At 32.4% G+C, this 18,948-nt stretch carries 22 protein-coding genes and 1 pseudogene; 4 read left to right on the forward strand and 19 right to left on the reverse strand.

The genetic code is table 11. The annotated features are described in order from the left end of the window. Position 1: 1 nt before the first annotated feature. The 3 genes and pseudogenes from PGLA_RS00830 to PGLA_RS28705 all read right to left on the reverse strand — a co-directional run. Positions 2–277 (reverse strand): hypothetical protein, encoded by a 276-nt coding sequence (locus PGLA_RS00830; protein ID WP_068527350.1) that lies wholly within the window; start codon positions 275–277, stop codon positions 2–4. Positions 278–655: 378 nt separating this feature from the next. Next, the gene (locus PGLA_RS00835) at positions 656–3,013 is read right to left on the reverse strand and encodes a hypothetical protein (RefSeq protein WP_068527352.1); all 2,358 of its coding nucleotides are present in this window, start codon (positions 3,011–3,013) and stop codon (positions 656–658) included. Positions 3,014–3,533: 520 nt separating this feature from the next. Beyond that, positions 3,534–3,791 (reverse strand): annotated as a pseudogene (locus PGLA_RS28705) (Y-family DNA polymerase); the annotation flags it as partial. 161 nt (positions 3,792–3,952) lie between these two features. Here PGLA_RS28705 and PGLA_RS00845 point away from each other — a divergent pair. Next, on the forward strand, positions 3,953–4,450 hold the full coding sequence (locus PGLA_RS00845; protein ID WP_068527359.1) for a stalk domain-containing protein: 498 nt from the start codon (positions 3,953–3,955) through the stop codon (positions 4,448–4,450). A 151-nt stretch (positions 4,451–4,601) separates the two neighbouring features. Next, entirely contained in the window at positions 4,602–5,729 is a 1,128-nt protein-coding gene (locus tag PGLA_RS00850; protein ID WP_068527361.1) for a hypothetical protein, read from the forward strand. A gap of 130 nt (positions 5,730–5,859) precedes the next feature. Here PGLA_RS00850 and PGLA_RS00855 read toward each other — a convergent pair whose 3' ends face one another. Continuing rightward, complete coding sequence (locus tag PGLA_RS00855) at positions 5,860–6,420, reverse strand: hypothetical protein (protein ID WP_068527362.1); 561 nt, start codon at positions 6,418–6,420, stop codon at positions 5,860–5,862. Between the two features lie 485 nt (positions 6,421–6,905). After that, positions 6,906–7,577 carry a hypothetical protein gene (locus PGLA_RS00860; protein ID WP_068527364.1) on the reverse strand — a complete coding sequence of 224 codons (672 nt, stop codon included), beginning with the start codon at positions 7,575–7,577 and terminating at the stop codon, positions 6,906–6,908. A 316-nt stretch (positions 7,578–7,893) separates the two neighbouring features. Between PGLA_RS00860 and PGLA_RS00865 the strand changes: the two genes are divergently transcribed. Further along, on the forward strand, positions 7,894–8,253 hold the full coding sequence (locus tag PGLA_RS00865; RefSeq protein WP_068527366.1) for a hypothetical protein: 360 nt from the start codon (positions 7,894–7,896) through the stop codon (positions 8,251–8,253). A 571-nt stretch (positions 8,254–8,824) separates the two neighbouring features. On the opposite strand, the gene PGLA_RS00870 is transcribed toward PGLA_RS00865, so the two are convergent. From PGLA_RS00870 to PGLA_RS00880, 4 genes are all read right to left on the reverse strand, one after another. Beyond that, positions 8,825–9,676 carry a tyrosine-type recombinase/integrase gene (locus tag PGLA_RS00870; RefSeq protein WP_068527368.1) on the reverse strand — a complete coding sequence of 284 codons (852 nt, stop codon included), beginning with the start codon at positions 9,674–9,676 and terminating at the stop codon, positions 8,825–8,827. Positions 9,677–10,378: 702 nt separating this feature from the next. Beyond that, positions 10,379–10,861 (reverse strand): hypothetical protein, encoded by a 483-nt coding sequence (locus PGLA_RS00875; protein WP_068527369.1) that lies wholly within the window; start codon positions 10,859–10,861, stop codon positions 10,379–10,381. A gap of 176 nt (positions 10,862–11,037) precedes the next feature. Next, on the reverse strand, positions 11,038–11,178 hold the full coding sequence (locus PGLA_RS28315; RefSeq protein ID WP_169810184.1) for a hypothetical protein: 141 nt from the start codon (positions 11,176–11,178) through the stop codon (positions 11,038–11,040). Positions 11,179–11,328: 150 nt separating this feature from the next. Continuing rightward, positions 11,329–11,808 carry a hypothetical protein gene (locus PGLA_RS00880; protein ID WP_068527370.1) on the reverse strand — a complete coding sequence of 160 codons (480 nt, stop codon included), beginning with the start codon at positions 11,806–11,808 and terminating at the stop codon, positions 11,329–11,331. 202 nt (positions 11,809–12,010) lie between these two features. Between PGLA_RS00880 and PGLA_RS00885 the strand changes: the two genes are divergently transcribed. After that, positions 12,011–12,253: a helix-turn-helix domain-containing protein gene (locus PGLA_RS00885; protein ID WP_068527373.1), complete on the forward strand. Its 243-nt coding sequence runs from the start codon at positions 12,011–12,013 to the stop codon at positions 12,251–12,253. A gap of 109 nt (positions 12,254–12,362) precedes the next feature. Here the strand turns inward: PGLA_RS00885 and PGLA_RS00890 are convergent, their stop codons facing one another. The 10 genes from PGLA_RS00890 to PGLA_RS00935 form a co-directional block, all read right to left on the reverse strand. Beyond that, positions 12,363–13,997 (reverse strand): recombinase family protein, encoded by a 1,635-nt coding sequence (locus PGLA_RS00890; protein WP_068527375.1) that lies wholly within the window; start codon positions 13,995–13,997, stop codon positions 12,363–12,365. After that, positions 13,994–14,152 (reverse strand): hypothetical protein, encoded by a 159-nt coding sequence (locus PGLA_RS27790; RefSeq protein WP_161487817.1) that lies wholly within the window; start codon positions 14,150–14,152, stop codon positions 13,994–13,996. Before PGLA_RS27790 ends, PGLA_RS00890 begins: the two co-directional genes overlap by 4 nt. A 192-nt stretch (positions 14,153–14,344) precedes the next feature. Continuing rightward, positions 14,345–14,551 carry a hypothetical protein gene (locus tag PGLA_RS00895; protein ID WP_068527379.1) on the reverse strand — a complete coding sequence of 69 codons (207 nt, stop codon included), beginning with the start codon at positions 14,549–14,551 and terminating at the stop codon, positions 14,345–14,347. A 73-nt stretch (positions 14,552–14,624) separates the two neighbouring features. Further along, positions 14,625–14,981: a hypothetical protein gene (locus PGLA_RS00900; RefSeq protein ID WP_068527380.1), complete on the reverse strand. Its 357-nt coding sequence runs from the start codon at positions 14,979–14,981 to the stop codon at positions 14,625–14,627. A 72-nt stretch (positions 14,982–15,053) separates the two neighbouring features. Further along, on the reverse strand, positions 15,054–15,383 hold the full coding sequence (locus PGLA_RS00905) for a hypothetical protein (RefSeq protein ID WP_084410641.1): 330 nt from the start codon (positions 15,381–15,383) through the stop codon (positions 15,054–15,056). 49 nt (positions 15,384–15,432) lie between these two features. After that, positions 15,433–15,732 carry a hypothetical protein gene (locus PGLA_RS00910; protein ID WP_068527382.1) on the reverse strand — a complete coding sequence of 100 codons (300 nt, stop codon included), beginning with the start codon at positions 15,730–15,732 and terminating at the stop codon, positions 15,433–15,435. An 83-nt stretch (positions 15,733–15,815) separates the two neighbouring features. Continuing rightward, a complete protein-coding gene (locus tag PGLA_RS00915) occupies positions 15,816–16,445 on the reverse strand; it encodes a hypothetical protein (RefSeq protein ID WP_068527383.1) in 630 nt (209 codons plus the stop codon). 126 nt (positions 16,446–16,571) lie between these two features. Continuing rightward, on the reverse strand, positions 16,572–17,255 hold the full coding sequence (locus PGLA_RS00920; protein WP_068527385.1) for a hypothetical protein: 684 nt from the start codon (positions 17,253–17,255) through the stop codon (positions 16,572–16,574). Between the two features lie 42 nt (positions 17,256–17,297). Further along, positions 17,298–17,744 carry a GIY-YIG nuclease family protein gene (locus PGLA_RS00925; RefSeq protein ID WP_068527387.1) on the reverse strand — a complete coding sequence of 149 codons (447 nt, stop codon included), beginning with the start codon at positions 17,742–17,744 and terminating at the stop codon, positions 17,298–17,300. A gap of 459 nt (positions 17,745–18,203) precedes the next feature. Continuing rightward, a complete protein-coding gene (locus PGLA_RS00935) occupies positions 18,204–18,902 on the reverse strand; it encodes a hypothetical protein (protein WP_068527388.1) in 699 nt (232 codons plus the stop codon). Between the last annotated feature and the right edge of the window lie 46 nt (positions 18,903–18,948).

Here is an 18,948-nt window from a genome sequence, read left to right on the forward strand (position 1 = left end):
TCTATTTATCCTCTCCTTTAATTTCAGCAGTTTCAACTTCAAAGCTAAGTACCATCTCTTTTAATTCTGAAATATCATAAACTTTTCCGCCATTTTCTAATGTTCCACCATTCTGTTTCAACTCAATAATAGTGCGAAACAGGTCTGCACCATCAAATTTATCAACTGGATATTTAATTACTGCATCCTCAAATTTGAAGGTAATATGTAATCTCTCATTTGCGGATTCCTCATTTACTTGATTGTTTGTTTGGTTTGTTTGGTTAGTTGTTGTCATTTTTAACTTTCTCCTTTTAAAATGTTTTTTTATTTTATAAGCTTTAACTTGAAGCGGGATTTAATTACCCGCTCCACTACTGTTATCGTTGAATACAGGTTCACATATTGACCACCTCCTCTAAAATTGGATGCAAGAAAGAAAGGTCGATGGAAAGAATATTTTTAGTATCCTTCTGACCAATTACTTCATTTTCAACCGTCAACTAAAAGCTTGTTGGAAACGGTATATATCTTTACACTCTTTAGTCTAATGATACATGGTGGTGCTATAAGATGAATTAGTTGTCCATTATTGTTAAACTTTTTATCTACAATTCAATTAAAATAAGACTTTAACACGATAAACATTATGTATGAATGACGCTATTACTTATTATTAATCCTTACGCTTAAAGACGTTAGATACGTATTGCTTACTGCATTTCACAATTCCCGCAATTTTGATATAAGAAAGACTTGAATCCTCTTGTTTCAATCTTCTTATATGACTAGCCTTATCCTCAATTTTCAGAGGCTCCTCTTCAATAAAATTCTCATGATAAATATATCCCTTAACATTCTCAGGGATACCGAATTTGTTCCTTATTGATTTGTTCACTCTCGTTCTACTTAATTCCTCATGATGCATGATTACTGGCATGTTCAAAACTAATTTCTTACTTATAAAATTGCGATACCATCTCAGCATGTTCACATCATTATCCTGAATTTCTAATAAATCTATTGCTTCAGATTTCTTATTCTTTATGTATTTAAATGTATTTCTAAATTCTTGTTTAATATCAAAATCTGGAATGACAAGGTTATCAATAATCTCGTTATCATATGTATATCTCTTTCTATGAAACAATTCTGCAACAACACGCTCAATTTCTGATGTTATAGATTGATTTAAACTACTAATCTCCTCATCTGCCCTATCAGGATATATACGATTAGCATCTTCACTTCCACGCAATCTCAACACTTGCTCTCTATTGAATCCTGCTATAGTCAAACCTTTTTCATAAAAGAATTTAGCCATCTCTTCAGCTAATATAAGTCGATCTGTATCTAAGCTTACCACCTCATAATACCTACTCATGTTCGTGTAATGAATCGTCTTTCCATTTCGTTCTATGCCCTTCTGCTGATACTCTCTAGCTCTCTTTTGTAACTCATCAGGCAACTCAGAAACACCAACACAATTTAATAAAAACATAAATATCAAGATGACTGCCTTCGTATTAGCCTTATCTATGTTACGTAGACTAGATACATTTATGCTCAAGACATCCTCTATGACCTTTCCCATTGGAGCGAATACGATTGGATTGTTCATCCCTTTCACCTTGGCAAGCTGTGGTAGCTTACGTCTAGCAACCTCATGAATCTGAATTAGTAATCCTAGTGTTCCTTTGGTGTCTAAAAACTTCGTTAGAAAGGGATAGAGTTCACGTAACTCTATGTCATATTTAAATCGTGAAAGGAATTCAGTGTTAAAATCTATTAGTCTCTCTTGATCTTGCTGCCACTCCGTTTTAACTTCGGCTATGTTATAAAGCTCTTTTAAGTAATCGAATGATTTATGTATTGGCAATCTCGTAAGTCGCTCTATAATTTGAATAATATCGTAATGGACGCCACAATTTGAGCTATGGCATTTATAAAAGTATTTGTCTCCATGCGGATATATAGTCCCGCTACTTGAATTACTACTGTTATGAAATAGACAAAAGAATCTGTCCGACTCCACACCAAGCAAATATTTTAAATTCTGCTTTTTTAAATATTGCCTGATATCATCTCGATCTATGTAACATAACTCCGGTTGTTTATCTAAACCTAGCCTTTTCTTTAATTCGGGTAACCCTTTAAATCCTTGGCTTATCAATGGAATATTGCCAATCATCATTAATGAATAATCTATACCTCTCCTAGAAGGTATCCCTCCAGCCTTTGACAGCTCCTTGGTGTTGTATAGAGGCTTCTTTCTATCATTCACACACAACAATGACTCCTTGTTATTCTGTGCGACAATCCCCCTTAAAATAGACAGTACACTTTCTGCGTCATAGGAGATTTTAGGATTCCACTCATTCAATTGAATTTTAAATGGATCATTCCTATCCTTTAAATGCTGTGTAAGTGGCACTCTCAGGAGTCTTGCTGGATTTTTAACCGCTAAATCCCCATTAAGACAATAGATAAGTAATCCTTCTATTGCTTCAAACTGATGTTTCTGAGTCTCTTGCTTCAAAAAATGATAAACATGAAATCCATTCTTAGTTTCAACAATCCCGCTTGGAATCAGACCGCTTGTTCTAAGCTCATCAATACGCCTCATAAAAATCTGTTTATATTGTACTTTTTCAGTATTATTGAGTGAATTAAACTTTTCCGTTACAAGATTTTTTAACTCAGCACCATTACCTTCAAAACCTTCATTAATAAATTCATACTCTATTTCATCTTTAATGTCTAAATCAGCGAAAACAGACCTGAAATCTGTTATCTCAGCGTCTTTATACCCTCCACCATTAGGTAGAAAGTAAATACCGTATCCTTTTTCATTCCACATTTCAAATTCTTTAACAGCTTCTCTACTGTAATACTTCATCTTGCTTTTATGAGGAAAATTACTCACTTTTCCGCTATTATCTTTTAGTAGTCCCTGTTCATATATGTACTCAAAGTTAACTTTCCCATTGTTACTGATTGTAGTAAAAAAATCCTTTGTTTTGATATCAATCAAAAACAAAATATCCCCCTTATATTGAGCAGGAGAACTATTTAATTCACAGACTCCTGCTCTGTAAAATAAATGTAATTGAATAAAAAATTGTGAACCTTACTAATTCCGCAAAATAATATGTATGTGTATTTCCAATAATTTTCAAGCTATTTTAGTTCATTAATGTCCATCACTTAAAATATACAAGCGTTTTCTCCTCTCTTCATATTTTTTAGTTTTTTAGTTTTTTAGTTTTCAAAGATCAGTGTGACGTTACGTTGCTTTATGTATCTTGCTACTACCCTTCTTCCTACTCCAATAATATACCATGGGTAATTTTAGAAATCAACACTTTTATCATTACTATTTCAAGTATTATGATAGACTTGAATGATATACTCAATGATATACCGATGGTTTTCCATATCCAATTCTTATTTGAGAAGCCTATATAGATGAAGTGAAAATTCATATGATTGGATTCATCTTGCAAACCCTTGAAATTAAAAAACAAGTAACCTTCTTTTGCAAGCTTATTACTATCTGTGTTATTTTGCATGTGTGGTCTAACGACAATTGCTTCTGGACATTTCTGAAGTGCTTTCCAAAGCACCTCTCCCGAATCAACTCCACATGCTTTAGCAATTGGACACGCTGCAAGGATTACTCCTCCACGTCTTGCTGGATCTCCTGAAACGAGTAAAGGCTTATTCTTATATTTAGGCGTTTTAGCCTTCTCTACACTTGCATAAAAGGATTGCATATCAATCAACATTATTGTCTTTTGTTTCTTCAACATGTTCACCACCTCAAAAAATAGGAACGTTTGTTTGGTTGTATATTGTATTATACACCGAACACCCGTTCCTTATGCAAGTGGTATTTATTTGTTTTTTTAAAGGGTTATTAATAAATTTGTCGAATAAATAGTAATACCAACTTAGAAAAAGGAGTGTCATCGTGAAAGACAAAGTTAAAGGATTAGTTATTGGTATTGCAATAGGCACAATGTTGACTGGTGCTACTGCATTTGCCGCAAGTGGAACAAACATTAAAGCTGTCATGCAAAAAATGAATATCTATGTAGATGGTACTAAGAAAGTAACTTCTGATGCTATCACTTACAAAGGAACAACTTACGTTCCTGTTCGATCTATTGGAAATTCGATTGGTAAGCAAGTTGGACTTCAAGGAAATAATCTTTATATTGGGAAACAACCCATAGTTAAAATGTCCGAAAACAAAGCTATTGAGATGGTTTACAATAAAATTAAAAAAGCTGCAATTAGCTATAATCTTCACTTCGTAATTGATAATGATGAAGCAGACAGATATACAGTGTGGGCATATGAACAAATGTCTGATCACACTGCATCATATGGTTATTATTATGTAAATAAAGCTACAGGGAAAATAACCACATGGGATTTTGTTGCTGCAAAAGAAGTTGAAGTCTAAGGGTGAATTTTATCACCCTTTTTTCTTTTGAAACGATACTTTTATGTAGTTTTATTCAACATACTGCTTTCTATTTATTGATTATTTAAACCTTTCATATTATATGCTACTTAATAACTATACAAATATAACCAAAATGGAGTGAATTTCTTTGTACAAATGCCTTAAGCTTCGTGCGCTAACTATTATTCTTTGTTTATTTACCATTTTTTCCACCATACCATTTAATGTGGAGGCTGCTGCCCTGAATGTCATACCAGATAATGTATATCTGTCAGCAGAAATACCTATCTTTTTAAATGGGCAAATCATTGTATCTAAAGAAAAAACTTATACTATACAAGGAATAAAAAATAGTGGGACTTATTTGCCTATCAGGCTGTTATCAAAATTCAAGAATATATCTGTTAATTTCACTAAGCCTATAACTATAAAAACAGATATTGGAGTATTTAAGTTAGATAATACAAATTCTGCTTTATTTCAAAACACCACATACATATCATTGGATTATTTTTATAAAATTTCAGGATATGCAGGAAATTATATCTATGATGCTAACTCATTGTTTCTGTGGAGCGATGCTAATGGAGAATCGAAATCAAAAAAATTAATCAATCAAATAAATAGTATTTCCGACGACTTCCTAAAATCCTATATGGGACAAAAACTATATATTTACGAAGGTGAAAAAATTGGATGGGTAATTGAAATTGATCGTTTTGCTGACAACATTACTAATTTTAAAATACTTCTTAACGATGGAAGTGTAATTGAAGATTTAGTCGTAGGTGAGGATCCTGATTCGTTCTGCACATATTTAGATTATGAATCGATTACTTATCTATACAGTGGAAAGTATTATTGGGCAAATAAAAACTATTTACCCTCAACGATTCCTTTACAAAACATTGAAAAGGTGTATTTCGAATCAGTTAAGCTAAAAGAAAAAGATTTAGTTATCCAAGCAAAGCGTATGAATGGTAAAAAAATAACCTTCAAATTGTCTTTTTTCAGTAATCAGAGTGAACCAATTAAAAATGGTTTCTATACTGAGAACCCTAGGACTAAATACCCTAGCTGGTCTTCAAAAATATGGAATAAAATTGCAGAAAAAAAGATATCTATTGGAATGAACAAGGAACAAGTTTTAATGTCTTGGGGAGGTCCAAGAGATATTAATAATTACACTAGTTCAAAGTATCATATGGAACAGTGGGTGTATGATAACGATTATTTATATTTTTACGATGGGATTCTAGAGTCGTGGTCTAATTAAGGTGGGTTATCCCACCTTTTTCTTATGAATTATGTATTTTATATATTTATTTTATAAATAATTTTTAAATTAATTCAATATAAACCACTCATCAAACGAGTGATTTATATTATTCAAACAAAAGTTAATCTTATCTTTCTCTTAGAATATCTCCTTGAATATCATAAGATGAATACTCGAAGTCATTTACTAAAACACTAAAATTTATTGTGGCTCCTGATTCAATGCCATCTCCAGGGATAGGTATAGAATCTCTAGCATATGTAATTTTACCATCACTATCATAGAAATATATCGCAAAGTATCCTTCAATTGCTTTATCATAATTATTGGTAATTTGTCCCACAACCTCTCCAGTTGATGAAACATTTGACCAAATTACATCGATATTAGAAAAGTCTAAGTAGTTTAATAGTGAACCTGTTTTTGCTTCACCTTCTATCGCAAACGTTTCCTCTGGATTAGTATCTCTTGTGTAGTCCTCTCCTTTTAATAAAGCTGTCATTTCTTTTATGACTTCGGTTGCTTCCAGATACTTACCTCTAGCGTTTAATTCATCTGCTTCTTTTCTTAAATCAATCATTTTTGCTTCTGTTCTTGTTTCATTAACCTTATTTACTACTTTTGGAACAAAGATGATTAAAAGCAACACAACAATAACCGTTGACGCTATCAAAACTTTATTTTTCAACCTACTCTCTCCTCCTATATATCTAGTATTCTAAATATTACCATGTATCTAGAACTAGTTCTATAGCATTAGATGAAATAGTGAATATCGATGTGCATGTATGTATTGGTATATTGATGTGAAGCCTATTAGTTTCATACATTCTCGTCAATAGAATAAAACACGCATTTCACAATATCTTTTCTTCATTATCAAATATTAGAAGTAGATATTTTCATATCACGATCTCATTTACTGTAATAACTTGGATCTATGTCGCAAATTTTAGTATAAAGATCATAGCTGTATTCGTTCTGTTCTGAAAACCAACCTATCCCACAATGCTCTAGCGTCTCAACCATCTCGCTAGAATCTTTTTCGGTTAACATTTAATTCTCCTTTCTCTATACAATGCTGATTTCATATTCTATAGCAATAAGGATTTTACATCTTTTATATTTAAACTAATTTTATCCGATGCATTTTGGTTAGCGTCGGATAGATAATTATTTTGTTTGAGTTAAGCCTAATTTTCTATAAACATTCAATGACTCAATCAAATATTCAATTTCATCACTTGTAAGTTTAGAGTCAATCTGTTCGAACGTGAGCGGTGGCTTTGTTTGACGTTGTATAAATTTCTGAAATGTATGAGCCACATCAATAGCTCTTCGATCACTAACAAAGTCAACTGCTACTAATACAAATAATTCACTAAATAATTTGTCGAATACTTTACAAAGTGAGATTGTTTCTTCAATTGAGACATTTGTATCCTCACTAAAACTAAGCCGAATTTTCTCTAACCTCTCTTTAGAGATTCCTGTTTGATAAGCCTCATTTTCTCTAATCTCTTTTGATAATGCTGGAAGCGCTGAAATTGTATAATTAAAACTCAACTCTTCAAACATTTGTTCATCGGTTAGAATTTCATTTGAGCGTAGTTCGTTCCCGATAACAGGAACCTCAAAATAATTATACGAAATCAAAATATTATACTCGCTTAACCCAATCGACCTACCTATCTCTTTAGCGCTGCCTGATCCTATGTATGTGTCAGCAGTTTCCAAATTTTGAATTGTTTTCTCAGATAACCCTATGTATTCACTGAGCCCTCTCCTACTTAATCCTTTAATTTCTCTGTATTTAATTACTAGATCTTTCAGTCTTGGAATCATTAATTACACTCTCCTTCGTTTGTTCATAAGTATAATTTAGCATATATTTAGTATTTAGTAAATGCCAAGTAACTAAATTTTACTAAATAAACACTTACATTCCTTGATCGTATTACTATTTGGTCATATTCGTTGCAGTGATCATAAATGTATCTATCTTTTTGATTTTAACCGATTGAATTATCAACTTGATCAAAATATTAAATATATAAATAAGTCAATTAAGAAATATATACCATTTCAGATACAAAGATGCTAATATAGTGAGGCATTACTTTTAGACTATGAAATAGTACATAAGACTCAGGAGGTCATCATGGGAACGGTAGCACAACAGAAAGTGAAAAAAGAAGTTAAAAAAGTAGATAGACTTGGCAGAGCAGTAGTATCATTTATATTTAGCTTCATAGGGTTAGCATTCTTTGCTATATTCATTAAGGTGATGGATGCTAATAGTTCGAACTATGAATCTAGTGCGCTAACAAGAATTACAGTCGCACTAATATTGGCTTTAGTAATTAATGCGATTAGCTTTTTCCTTGGTATAAGCGCAAGGCGCTCAACAACGGGAAGAGGACTAGCTATTGCAGCAATTACTATAAGCGCAATCCCATTAACTATTTTAGTTGTATTACTGTTAGGAACAATTATTTTTACGTTGTCTGCCTTTTTTTAAGCCTCAATTGAGGCTTTTTTATATGAATTCCTTATTTCAAAAAAATTCTAAAATTTATCGCAACTTCATAGACACTGGGAACGATTTTTAGTGTGTTGGGAGGTGTTGGTATGAAACTTGAATTCAAAACTGCAAATGGATTCGAATTTAAATTAGACATTAGTTTGTCGACTATGATTGGACTGTTTAAATAACAGTCCTCTTTTCTAATCACATACAGCATTTATAAGGACTTTAATTCATTTAATAACTCTTCAACCTTCAATCCATATTCCTTCCTACTATGCTTACTTGCCTCAATTGATGTTTCTGCTATGTATTTGATAGTCTTTAGCCTTTTCATTTAGTCCTCTGCATAATGTCCTACGCCAATCTATATAATTTTTCACCAGATTATATCCTCCAGAACCACTTTTTCGCCTTATAGGCTTATAAATTTGTAATATTTATGAAATTGCATCGCATGAAATTCTAGGATGGGTGTAGGGGTGGAGGTGCTACGGGGATAATCACAAATGAAAGAGAATATTAGGATTTAAAACACCCCCCCTAAAAAGCCCCTATTAAGGGCTTAGAGTTTGTTCATTTTATCAATCATGTTCTTCATGTTTGGGTTCGTGTATAACAGCGTTGTTTGTATGTTGCTATGACCAGCCATGTGTGCAACCTCATGAACAGAGAATTCATTCTCTAGTGCGTGTGAACAGAAGAAGTGTCTTAGATCATGTGGCGTTATCTCTTTGCCTATCACCTCTGAATAGTTATTGAAGAGTTTGTTAATAACTGTTCTATCTAGTTTGCTTCCTCTATTACTTGGAAACAGGTATTCACTCATATTACCAGTATCATTACGTTCCTTGATCCAACTTTGCAGTGATGTCCTTGCCTTATCATTGATGATTACCGTTCTAGTCTTCTTTCCTTTACCCTCAGATACAACCAATTGCTGAGATGTGATATTAAAACTATTCATCTTCACGTTTAATGCTTCACTAATACGTAACCCACAGTAAGCAAGAAGGGAAACAATTGCATGGTTACGCTTTGAATTGCTCTCTAACACCAGTTGTCTAAACTTCTCTACGTCTACGATCCCTACAGTAGCCAGTGAAGCATATTGACGTTGTACCTTAATCATATCTCTCTTAGTTATGACTTGCTCTGTCTGTAATCCAGTGCTGATAAGGAAATCATTATACTTAATGAGAGCGCTAATCTTGGCATTAATAGATGATGGACTCAGCTTCTTAATAACCTTCAGGAAGCTTATGTAATCCTTTATGTTCTCTCTATGTAGCTTCTTAAACTCTGTACCTTTACTTTCATCAAACCACTTCATATAACCGCTAACGTTAAGCGTGTAACTCTTAATTGTATTGATACTCTTTTCTTCTTCGATCAAGTATGATTCAAAGGTTATCATTTACTCACCTCATTATAATTATGTTGCATTGATTTCGGTGTGTTTAATTATAAATTATGTTGCATTTCCTACTATTATCATACTGTTTCTCATCTACTTTTGCAACATAATTAATATTATGTTGCATTGTTGTTTTGCTTTTATATTACTCTGATAGGAACACACACTGGAACCATGCACCTTTAGTCTCAATGTATAGCTTTCAATGGTCTGCTAACTTCAATTAGAAGTTCACAAAGGAGTGAACGAATCTTTCACCCATCCACCTGAATAGATTTCTAGGTCGTGCCTACAATAAAATTCCTATCGTATCTCGTGTCGCAATTTCATCATGAACACAGTAACCATATGGTATTTCACCTGTTGAGTAACAAATATAGAGTAATCGTAACTTGTATCGTAATCACTTCATAAAGCCAGTAACTATAAGGTTATTCTATCCATTAGGTGTCCAATATAGGGGTATCGTAATTGCTATCGTAGTACCATCGTAAAAACATCACTAAATCATCAAGAAACGCAATCATATCAAGGGTTTTAGCTACTTTTTAACAAAATTAGGATAACATCTAAAATAAAGAAAAACACCTATATTAAAGGGTTTTTCAATTTCTTCTTATCGCATCGTGAATATAACAGGAGTAGCGAAATGCATGTGTTATATTTGCTCTTTTCACATTAAACAAGTAAAAAAGCAACCGACTATAAGCCAGTTACTTCCTTCTCAACGTAATATTTATTCGTCATATAATAACCCTTATCTTTACCCACATCAATTAATCCAACTTTCTTATCCAAAAACACCATACTGTTACATTCCTTGCATGAAGACTTTGTTCTGTATTTAGCTAAACTTTCAATGTATGAAGCTCCGCACTTACATTCTACTCGAATCATCGTTTTCTGTTGACTATGCTGGTTGTAAGCCACTTCCAACTGATTACTTTCTTCTATTGACTGTGCTGGAACTATATACTCTCTATGATCCGAAAAACTATTATGTACTTTAAAATCTGCTACTAGATCCGAATTAAGTCCGAACCATTCCTTACCTACAACAGTAATAAATATCGTATTTGATTTGTAACTCTCTATCCATTCTTCTATTTGCTTATCAGACAATGGGACAGTACCCTTAACACCACTGTTTAATGTATAGGTCATAATGTTCAATACTTGATCCATATGGTTAGTATCCACCTCCAGACACCAATATACTATATATAGTTAACTTTCACCATTGATGATTTCATAATTAAGACATAAAAAAACGCCTATGGTTAGGCGTAAGTTGATATCTATAAAGGGGTGTATGCATGGCACATACAGCATATAAAGAGGAATTTTTATTACATAAACTATTAACCACACATTCCCTGCTCTTTCATCTTTCGTTTCAAGCGTCTAATAGCTGTAAGTTGTTTGCGGATTTGCAAACGTCTCTCTGTCGTAGTAGCCTTTAATCCCGCTTCATTAATTAGCTGTCTCCATTTAGTATCCAATTAGCACGCCTCCTCTTCTACATATATGAGTATCTTGAGACTAACCCAGTTATTAGCTAATGTTTTGACAAACAGTTTACCGTTAATGAGTCTTCCTGTTTTGTACATATTGACAACTACCCATCCTCTCCATACACAATTTTTTCCATATTAACAATTGACTCTAAATTGTATTTCGATTGGTTCACCCAAATTATTAATACTGGCTGTATATAATCGAGAATCTCCTGAATCAACATCAGATATTGAGATTAGTTCAGCTTCTTTGTTGTAGAATAGGAACTCTTCAATTTCCTCTGAGAACACTTCTGGCGCTCCAACATATCGATATGTACAGTCTGTTTCTATTTCTTCATCATCATAATCGCATTCATACTGCGTAACCCATTCAAATCTTCCCTGAGGCGTGTTGATGATCATATCTTCAAAGCAGTGACCACTATCAGCTAACATATTAATGTCTGTCCATGTTACAGCTTTATAGTCAAGTCCTGATTGCATTGCTTCTTCTAATGTTAGAAACAGATATTCATTAAAAATGATATTACCTCTATCACTTACTTTATCTGTAGGTACCGCTGCATAGTAAGGTGTAACCTCTGGTCTTTGATTTAATGTTGGATTTGTCATTATTCTCTCTCCTTAAAATGAAATTTCGTGTTCCAAAAAAAATAGAAATAGGAAAGAAAGGAAATGTATATACATTCCTATTGGGTGGTGATATAATCATCTAGTGGTTATATGCGTTTGTTGTTTATATGAACATATTACGACTACAGTCGTTTAATGTCAATGGTTTGTTTAAATATAAATTTGGAGGTTATTATCAATCATGAAAATTAAATACGTGCTCTCTTGTAATTTAAATGAAATATTGATAGTCAAGGGAATCACGCCTTATAAGTTATCAAAGGATACTGGAGAAAGAATTGGAACCATATATAAGTTAGTAAACAATCAAGATATGGACACGTCACGTCTTCCTGCTTCATTGCTGGCTAATGTCTGTGGATATTTAGAAATTACTATGGGCGATTTGTTTGATGTAGTTCAGTTAGAAGAGGAGACGCTTTGATTGTTAATAATTAAATAAAATACATAAAGTAAAAAAAGCCCTGAGTGATTGCCTCAAGGCTTTACTTTAGAAGACTTTAATTTCTTACTCTTATATTTAATCTATTATTTTATTTTGTTTTTCTACTACCTTTTAGATGTTCATAATCTGAAACTCTAAGCACTATTTCCAGTTCATCCTCGTGAAAAATAACCTTCTCAAAAAAGAAATTCACAAGCAATTTCTTGTCATTCGTTGAAATTAAATTGGATTCAATCACATATTTATACTTTTCAAATATGGATTCAAACAATTGTATTTGATCAACTTCAACGTCTGTGTACTTTAATGTGTCGATGATAATAATAATGTCTTTCTCAATATCATCAATTTGATTATTTAATTCTCCAATCTTTTCATCTAGAGCTTGTTTTGTCTTGATATACCCTGTTGCATACAAGTCGAGGTATCTTTCAACTGCTGATTTCTTTTCAATTTTTTCTTTTTCTAATACGGTTTTCTGATGCCTGATTTCATCCAACTTACCTGAATTGGTGCTATTTGAAACGATGTGTCTGATAATCGTTTCTGGAGTTTTAAGGATTTCAGGAATCCTATTCCAAATTATATTATCTACATTATCAACTCTCCAATTTCTACCCCTACATAAGGGATTCGATTCACCAGTACCAACTTCAAATGATTTCTTAGTCTTTTGAGTACATGAGTAATATTTTAATAATCGCTTCTTGGTTTTTGATGTTATTCCAGATGAAACTGATGATCCACATCTTCCACATCTCGCTAATCCTTTTAACAAATAATCTTCCGATGGTCTACCACTATTCTTGTTTCCCTTAACATTATCATCAAGGTATTTTTGAACTCTTAAAAAAGTCGCTTCATCAATATATTGTGGAATTGGTATTCCAACCCACTCATCAGGAGCTTTATCAATTTTAGTTTTTTTGCCATTCTTTTGTACTATCTCAGTTTTACCGTGATAATAAATGCCTTTATAAGTTGGGTTTCTCAATATCCTGCTAATTGTTGCTTGATACCATTTACTACCCTTTGGTGCTTCGATGCTCTTCTTAGATAACGTTCTAGCTATTTCCGAACAACTCGATTTATTCAGAATCATTTTCACCATAGTTAGATAAACTTCTTTTTCAACGTCATTTGTAACGAGGATGTCCAAGTCTTTATCAAACGTATAACCATATATCCTATTTAATCCTGGGATTTTCCCGTTATTAACCATTGTTTTTCTTCCACGTTTTGTATTAGCTAGAATCTTAGCCTTGTTATATTGCGCAATAGAACCCTGAATATTGAAGTTAAGCATTGATTCAGCATTATCTTTGTTTAAATCGAACTCAACAAAATGCAGATCACAGCCCATTCCCCAAATTTCATGTGATATCTGTTGTTGGAGATTTAAGTAGCGGCTCAACCTATCTGGATGAAGAAAGATGACCTTATTTCCAATTCCTTTACTAAATAAAAACAAAATATAATTGATCATCGGTCTGTTCGGATTATCTCCAGACTCCCCATCTTCAACCAACACAATTATTTCATTTTCATTAATGAAGAACTTTTCTTTTGCTTCATTAATACATCTTTGAATTTGTGATTCAATTGAATAATTATCTACTTGTCCATCAGTTGAAACACGGACATAAACAAGAGCCTTGATCAAACCGACCAAGGCATCCAATTCACTCTTTTTTAGTTTTTCGTTACCTGTTAGGGTAATCACTCGACATCACCTCTTTTATGATTGCTTCCATATTTTTTTATTACCATTTCAATCCAATTACAAAGAAAATCATCAATTTCTGATTGAGTAATATCACATTCTTTGTCCGAGTCACTATATTTCACTTTGATATATTCTTCATCTATCTTACTCATGTATTGTCCTCCTATGTCTTTAATAAAATAAATATAGTAATATAGTTAATTATTTTATACATATATTTACATTTTATATTCTTATCATAACAAGGACTACACCTAAAAGAATAGCGGTAAATGATGGTGATGAGTGATCCTTACAGAACGAAAAAAAGGACTACTTATCTTCAAGTAGTCCTCAGTATTTCATCACTCAACCTTCATAATACCTGTAATTTTCAATTGCTCAGACTTCACTTTTACCTTTAAGCATATTGCTGTTACAACATCTTCATGAAGATCATCAAAATCATCAGTAATACACTCAATGTCGAGAGATATAGTTTTATTCTCGAATTGAAATTGTCCAGTATCAATTAAACGAGTAATGGTGTAATTGACTATTAGTTGTGACAAGGAATTACTCTCTTCTGCCATTTAACTTAATCATTACTCATTTCTTAAAATTCGTCATTTATCAAATTTAATATTATTGCATTTCACTTAGCGTTTCCTCAAACTTTTCTTTAGTTAGGATCATGGAGGATAATTCCCCTTCCTCATAATACTCAATAATATATATCTTTCCAGTATCGATATTTTTGAATTTTTTATATGACTCCATACTGATCTCTTCATCAATCTTATATATAACTTCAGACAATAACCCATTCATGGTATTGAAAATAACTGCATTTACTATCTCTTCAATCTTATCTTCCATTAGCAATTGGTTGTACAATTTTTCACTAATTTTCCTTTTTACTGTATTACCTTTATCATTCTTTAATTCCAATTCAACTTTTTTACCAAATAGTGAATCCCATACACCAACAGAAGTTTTCATAGATTTCAACCTCTCAGACAATTTGGAATGTTATAACACCACAACATAAATAAATCTACAACTCACAGTAAATTACGAATAAAAGAATCCTTGATCAGGACAACTTTCAGATTCAAGTAGCTGATCATATGTCTGTCCTTTATAAAATTGTTTCAATACAATTTTAATCTCAAATTTTCCTTTCCCAGAAAGATCATTTTTAATTCCTTTATCTCTATCACCATCGCCAAGTAATTCATAAACATCCTTGCCTCCAAAAACACCATATCCATCATAAGCGTCCTCATAAATACTTTGTGTTGGTGTAATGAGATAACATTGACTTCTTTTTGGTGACTGACCACTATGTACATTTGCTATACTTAATTTACTGACCGCACATTTCCAACTAAACATCCCCATAATTATTGCCTCCGTTTTTTTGATATCTTGTCATTCTAAATCTTACTTTTTATCGTACAGTTTTCTCTATTAGACTATCCTTACTCACTAGATTTTCAAATGACATTCTTCCCACACGATTATTATCAATATACCTTACTTTAGCTTTGTGTACAAAACCTGATTCATCTTCTAGGAAATCAACAATAATACATTCTCGATCCAACATTTTAAGTTGCTTACTATATAAAGGAGGCACTACAACATATCTTTGATTAAGTTGTATATTTGTGGTTCTCTTAAACCTTTTCTTATCTACATAGTACATAAACTCGACTCTGTAGCCATTAGCTATCTTATCAATATGCAACGACATTTCACCTCACATTTAATGAATAATGCAAAATATATAGAGCTGACTGATTCTAATAAAATATGCCTTTCAAAGTCTTATTAATTTAGATTACTAATCATGTCCCTATAATGTTCTTCGTGATCAGGGAAACGATAAATAATATCAAGTTGATTAGAGTCTTTACTCATGATAAACCTATGAATTTCTCCTCCGATGCCAACTTTATCTTTGCTTAAATCATCTTCATATTTTTGTAAAGTTATCAACTTGATAAACATTTCGTCTACTCCGTGTATAGATAATTCCTCATAAAAATCAAAAGAAACTTGAGGTTTAATTGCTGCACAGTATTCGTATTCTTCCACATTAAAATCATTTGTACTTCTATAAACGAACCCCCTAAAAGCATTCTGTTTATGCGAATATCCAAACTGAAAAATCGTACTAGTAACTTCTTTCGGGTATTGAGAGTTAAGATTTCTAAGAGCTTCTGTAGTCAGAATATTCAAGTAATCAATGTCATAAGAAATAACATTTCTATTTATCATCTTATTCCAATCAAGAATGAGATCAATGTTACCAGTACCACACATTACACTCCTTAAATGCGGTAAGGGGAAAATTTTAGAAGCGAATTTAAATGGCTTTTTTTCATCTACGGTTATTGACAAAGTATCCATTGCAATATAGACATTTTCAGAATCAAAGATAAAATTTAAAGCTGTCATTTTCTACACTCCCTATACATTGAAATAGCCATTTCACAACATCAGTTCATATAGATTTTTTGGGTTTTTCTTAGGTTGTATTTTATCTTCTCCGTTCTTTCTAATCAAATCAACCTTTCAAGGGAATTACTTCCCTCCTATGTGTCTTCTGATTGTTCTGACATTCTTCTTGTGGGAGTGTATATTTTTAAAGTATTCTCTATCTCTTTTGTCTTTTATCTCCATAATTTTAACAGTTTTTTTGAAATGCCCTTCTATCTTTTTCATTTCCTTATTTAGATCGTGAATATTCTTTTGCATGATGCCGTAATAACCATTATACATATTCGAATCGATTACATATGTCCTGTTGTAATGATTCTGGTCGATATCTTGATAAGCTAGAGATACCTCGTATGTAGGAAAATCTTTGTTATCATTCATAAGTTCTACAAAACTACCTACATGAGCACTCAGTGTTTGGTTAGGAGCTAAAAATGCAACTCCTTCTTTAAACATAAAAGCATCTTCTAGAATTTCATTAGTCTTAGTTTGATTCATTGGAGCCAAATTAATTTTTATATTTTTTGCTGCATTTATTCCGATATTTGATAATTTAAATGATAAAAAATTCAAGTCAGTGGTATCAAGATAAGCAATAATATTTGGAGTATTATTTTCTCTTCTAATCCTCTCGTTCTGCATTAATGAATGCGCACTATATTTTTGAGAGTTCTTTGCAAACCATACATTAAGGATAGTAAGAAAGATTATGACCACCACATTAAGAAAGTTAACTATGCTCGAATTATCTGTAATCCATTGATTCATTCTTCTGCTCCCTTATGTTTGTAAAATGTATGATTTATCAGACTATATCTTTACATTTAAAAGATTATATCCAAGGTTCTTATGTTTAAGAATTATCATGTTTTCAATTATCAATCTAATATTTTTAGATGAAAGGCTATCTTGGTTTAATTCGATTCCATTAAAAATAAATGTTGAAATTTGAACTATATCTAGTTCAATCTTATATCCTTTTTCTATGTAATTATCAAATAAATTCTTCATACGGATATTCGTCATTTGACTAATCCCCGGCTTTAAATAACCAGTGACTCTTCTTTTCAAGTTGTCTGTCTCTCCGATGTAGACATCTCTACATTCAGAATCTGTTTTATAAATTCTCCACCTGTATACAGATGGAACCTGAAGATTCTTATTCATACTTCTATCAAAAGTCTGAGGATATAGATACGGGATTTCGTCAGTTTCAACTTTACTCCAGTTAAAATCTAAGCTTAAGTTATTCAGCATATGATCCCTCCCATTACGATGAAATATTTGCCTTATGTATCTTTTTTTCTCTTCTCGAATGCGATCCATGAATAATATAATAGCCAGAATATTAATGGTAATATAACTAATGCATAATTTCGTTTTTCATAAGGAAGCGTGAATATAGCGACAATTGCGATTGGTATTACAATGGCAAGTAAGATAAAATACTTTTTCCAATGGTAATTTTTTATCACAATCTCCTCCTCAAGTCGAGTTTTGATCAAAGTCCGTCACTACTATCTATGCTTTTTATAATTTATACGGCATGACATACAGATGGTGATCACTCTTTTCCTTCCCGTATCCTCAACCAATGCAATCTTATTCACTTCATCTTCGGTATATCTATCTTCTGTTTCTCCTTCACGATCACAAGCAGGACATACAGTAATCCACTTTTTTATTCCTCCTAATGATCTACTTAAAAATCACATTTCATTCACTCGTGGATCTTTGATCATGTCTGGATAATAACTCAGTTCGATGGCTCTTGCCATACACCTTTAAATCCCTTAAATCACGATCCCTCATCCTCTGATGGAAAAACTCTTTTGGTATATTATTCATGACTGAATTCAGGCAATAATCTATAGGAAATTGGGCAACCAATCTACCTTCCCAAAGCTCGTTAAACGTGTAATCCTCGAAAAAAGTACACTCATCATCGCGCCACACAAAAATCCTCGTAGTATCCTTAGCTCTAAAACTATCTATATGTAGAGAACCGCACTCCCCTCCGTCAAGACGAGCTAATGATATTTTCTCTCTCCAATGTTGAGGTATCCTTTGTTTTATACCATCGTTACGACTAGCAGTTCCTATATAAACTTGACAATACTCATCTAAGACCATAACATAGTGCCCGTAAATACCAGCTACAGAATTAAGATCTTTAATTTCATAAAACTTATTTGAAGCTACAAACTTATCCAGTTCTTCATTAAATTTCTCCCGAGACAGTGACTTAAAGTATTTCATATTAAGATCAAAACGAGTCATAACCTTCTCTAACTTAAGCTTTGATTCTTCAAACGAAGTGGCATTATCTTTATCACTCGTCTTCACATAATTATCGGCGGTTAGTTTATATCCACCCTCTTTATTGAGTACCTTTACTCCAAAATGTGTGTTCATATAATTTCACCCCAATCTCCTCATGAAAGGCTAATTTCATTCAAGT

The sequence above is a fragment of the Paenibacillus glacialis genome (assembly GCF_001637205.1).
Taxonomy (GTDB): domain Bacteria; phylum Bacillota; class Bacilli; order Paenibacillales; family Paenibacillaceae; genus Paenibacillus_AQ; species Paenibacillus_AQ glacialis.

Bases quoted from the DNA above. Each gene is read 5' to 3' on its own strand.
- PGLA_RS00915 (WP_068527383.1), bottom strand. From the start codon at position 16,445: ATGACAGCTTTAAATTTTATCTTTGATTCTGAAAATGTCTATATTGCA.
- PGLA_RS00920 (WP_068527385.1), bottom strand. From the start codon at position 17,255: ATGAATCAATGGATTACAGATAATTCGAGCATAGTTAACTTTCTTAAT.
- PGLA_RS00860 (WP_068527364.1), bottom strand. From the start codon at position 7,577: ATGATTCCAAGACTGAAAGATCTAGTAATTAAATACAGAGAAATTAAA.
- PGLA_RS00875 (WP_068527369.1), bottom strand. From the start codon at position 10,861: ATGGATCAAGTATTGAACATTATGACCTATACATTAAACAGTGGTGTT.
- PGLA_RS00880 (WP_068527370.1), bottom strand. From the start codon at position 11,808: ATGACAAATCCAACATTAAATCAAAGACCAGAGGTTACACCTTACTAT.
- PGLA_RS00885 (WP_068527373.1), top strand. From the start codon at position 12,011: ATGAAAATTAAATACGTGCTCTCTTGTAATTTAAATGAAATATTGATA.
- PGLA_RS00925 (WP_068527387.1), bottom strand. From the start codon at position 17,744: ATGCTGAATAACTTAAGCTTAGATTTTAACTGGAGTAAAGTTGAAACT.
- PGLA_RS27790 (WP_161487817.1), bottom strand. From the start codon at position 14,152: ATGAGTAAGATAGATGAAGAATATATCAAAGTGAAATATAGTGACTCG.
- PGLA_RS00830 (WP_068527350.1), bottom strand. From the start codon at position 277: ATGACAACAACTAACCAAACAAACCAAACAAACAATCAAGTAAATGAG.
- PGLA_RS00935 (WP_068527388.1), bottom strand. From the start codon at position 18,902: ATGAACACACATTTTGGAGTAAAGGTACTCAATAAAGAGGGTGGATAT.
- PGLA_RS00870 (WP_068527368.1), bottom strand. From the start codon at position 9,676: ATGATAACCTTTGAATCATACTTGATCGAAGAAGAAAAGAGTATCAAT.
- PGLA_RS00865 (WP_068527366.1), top strand. From the start codon at position 7,894: ATGGGAACGGTAGCACAACAGAAAGTGAAAAAAGAAGTTAAAAAAGTA.
- PGLA_RS00905 (WP_084410641.1), bottom strand. From the start codon at position 15,383: ATGGGGATGTTTAGTTGGAAATGTGCGGTCAGTAAATTAAGTATAGCA.
- PGLA_RS00900 (WP_068527380.1), bottom strand. From the start codon at position 14,981: ATGAAAACTTCTGTTGGTGTATGGGATTCACTATTTGGTAAAAAAGTT.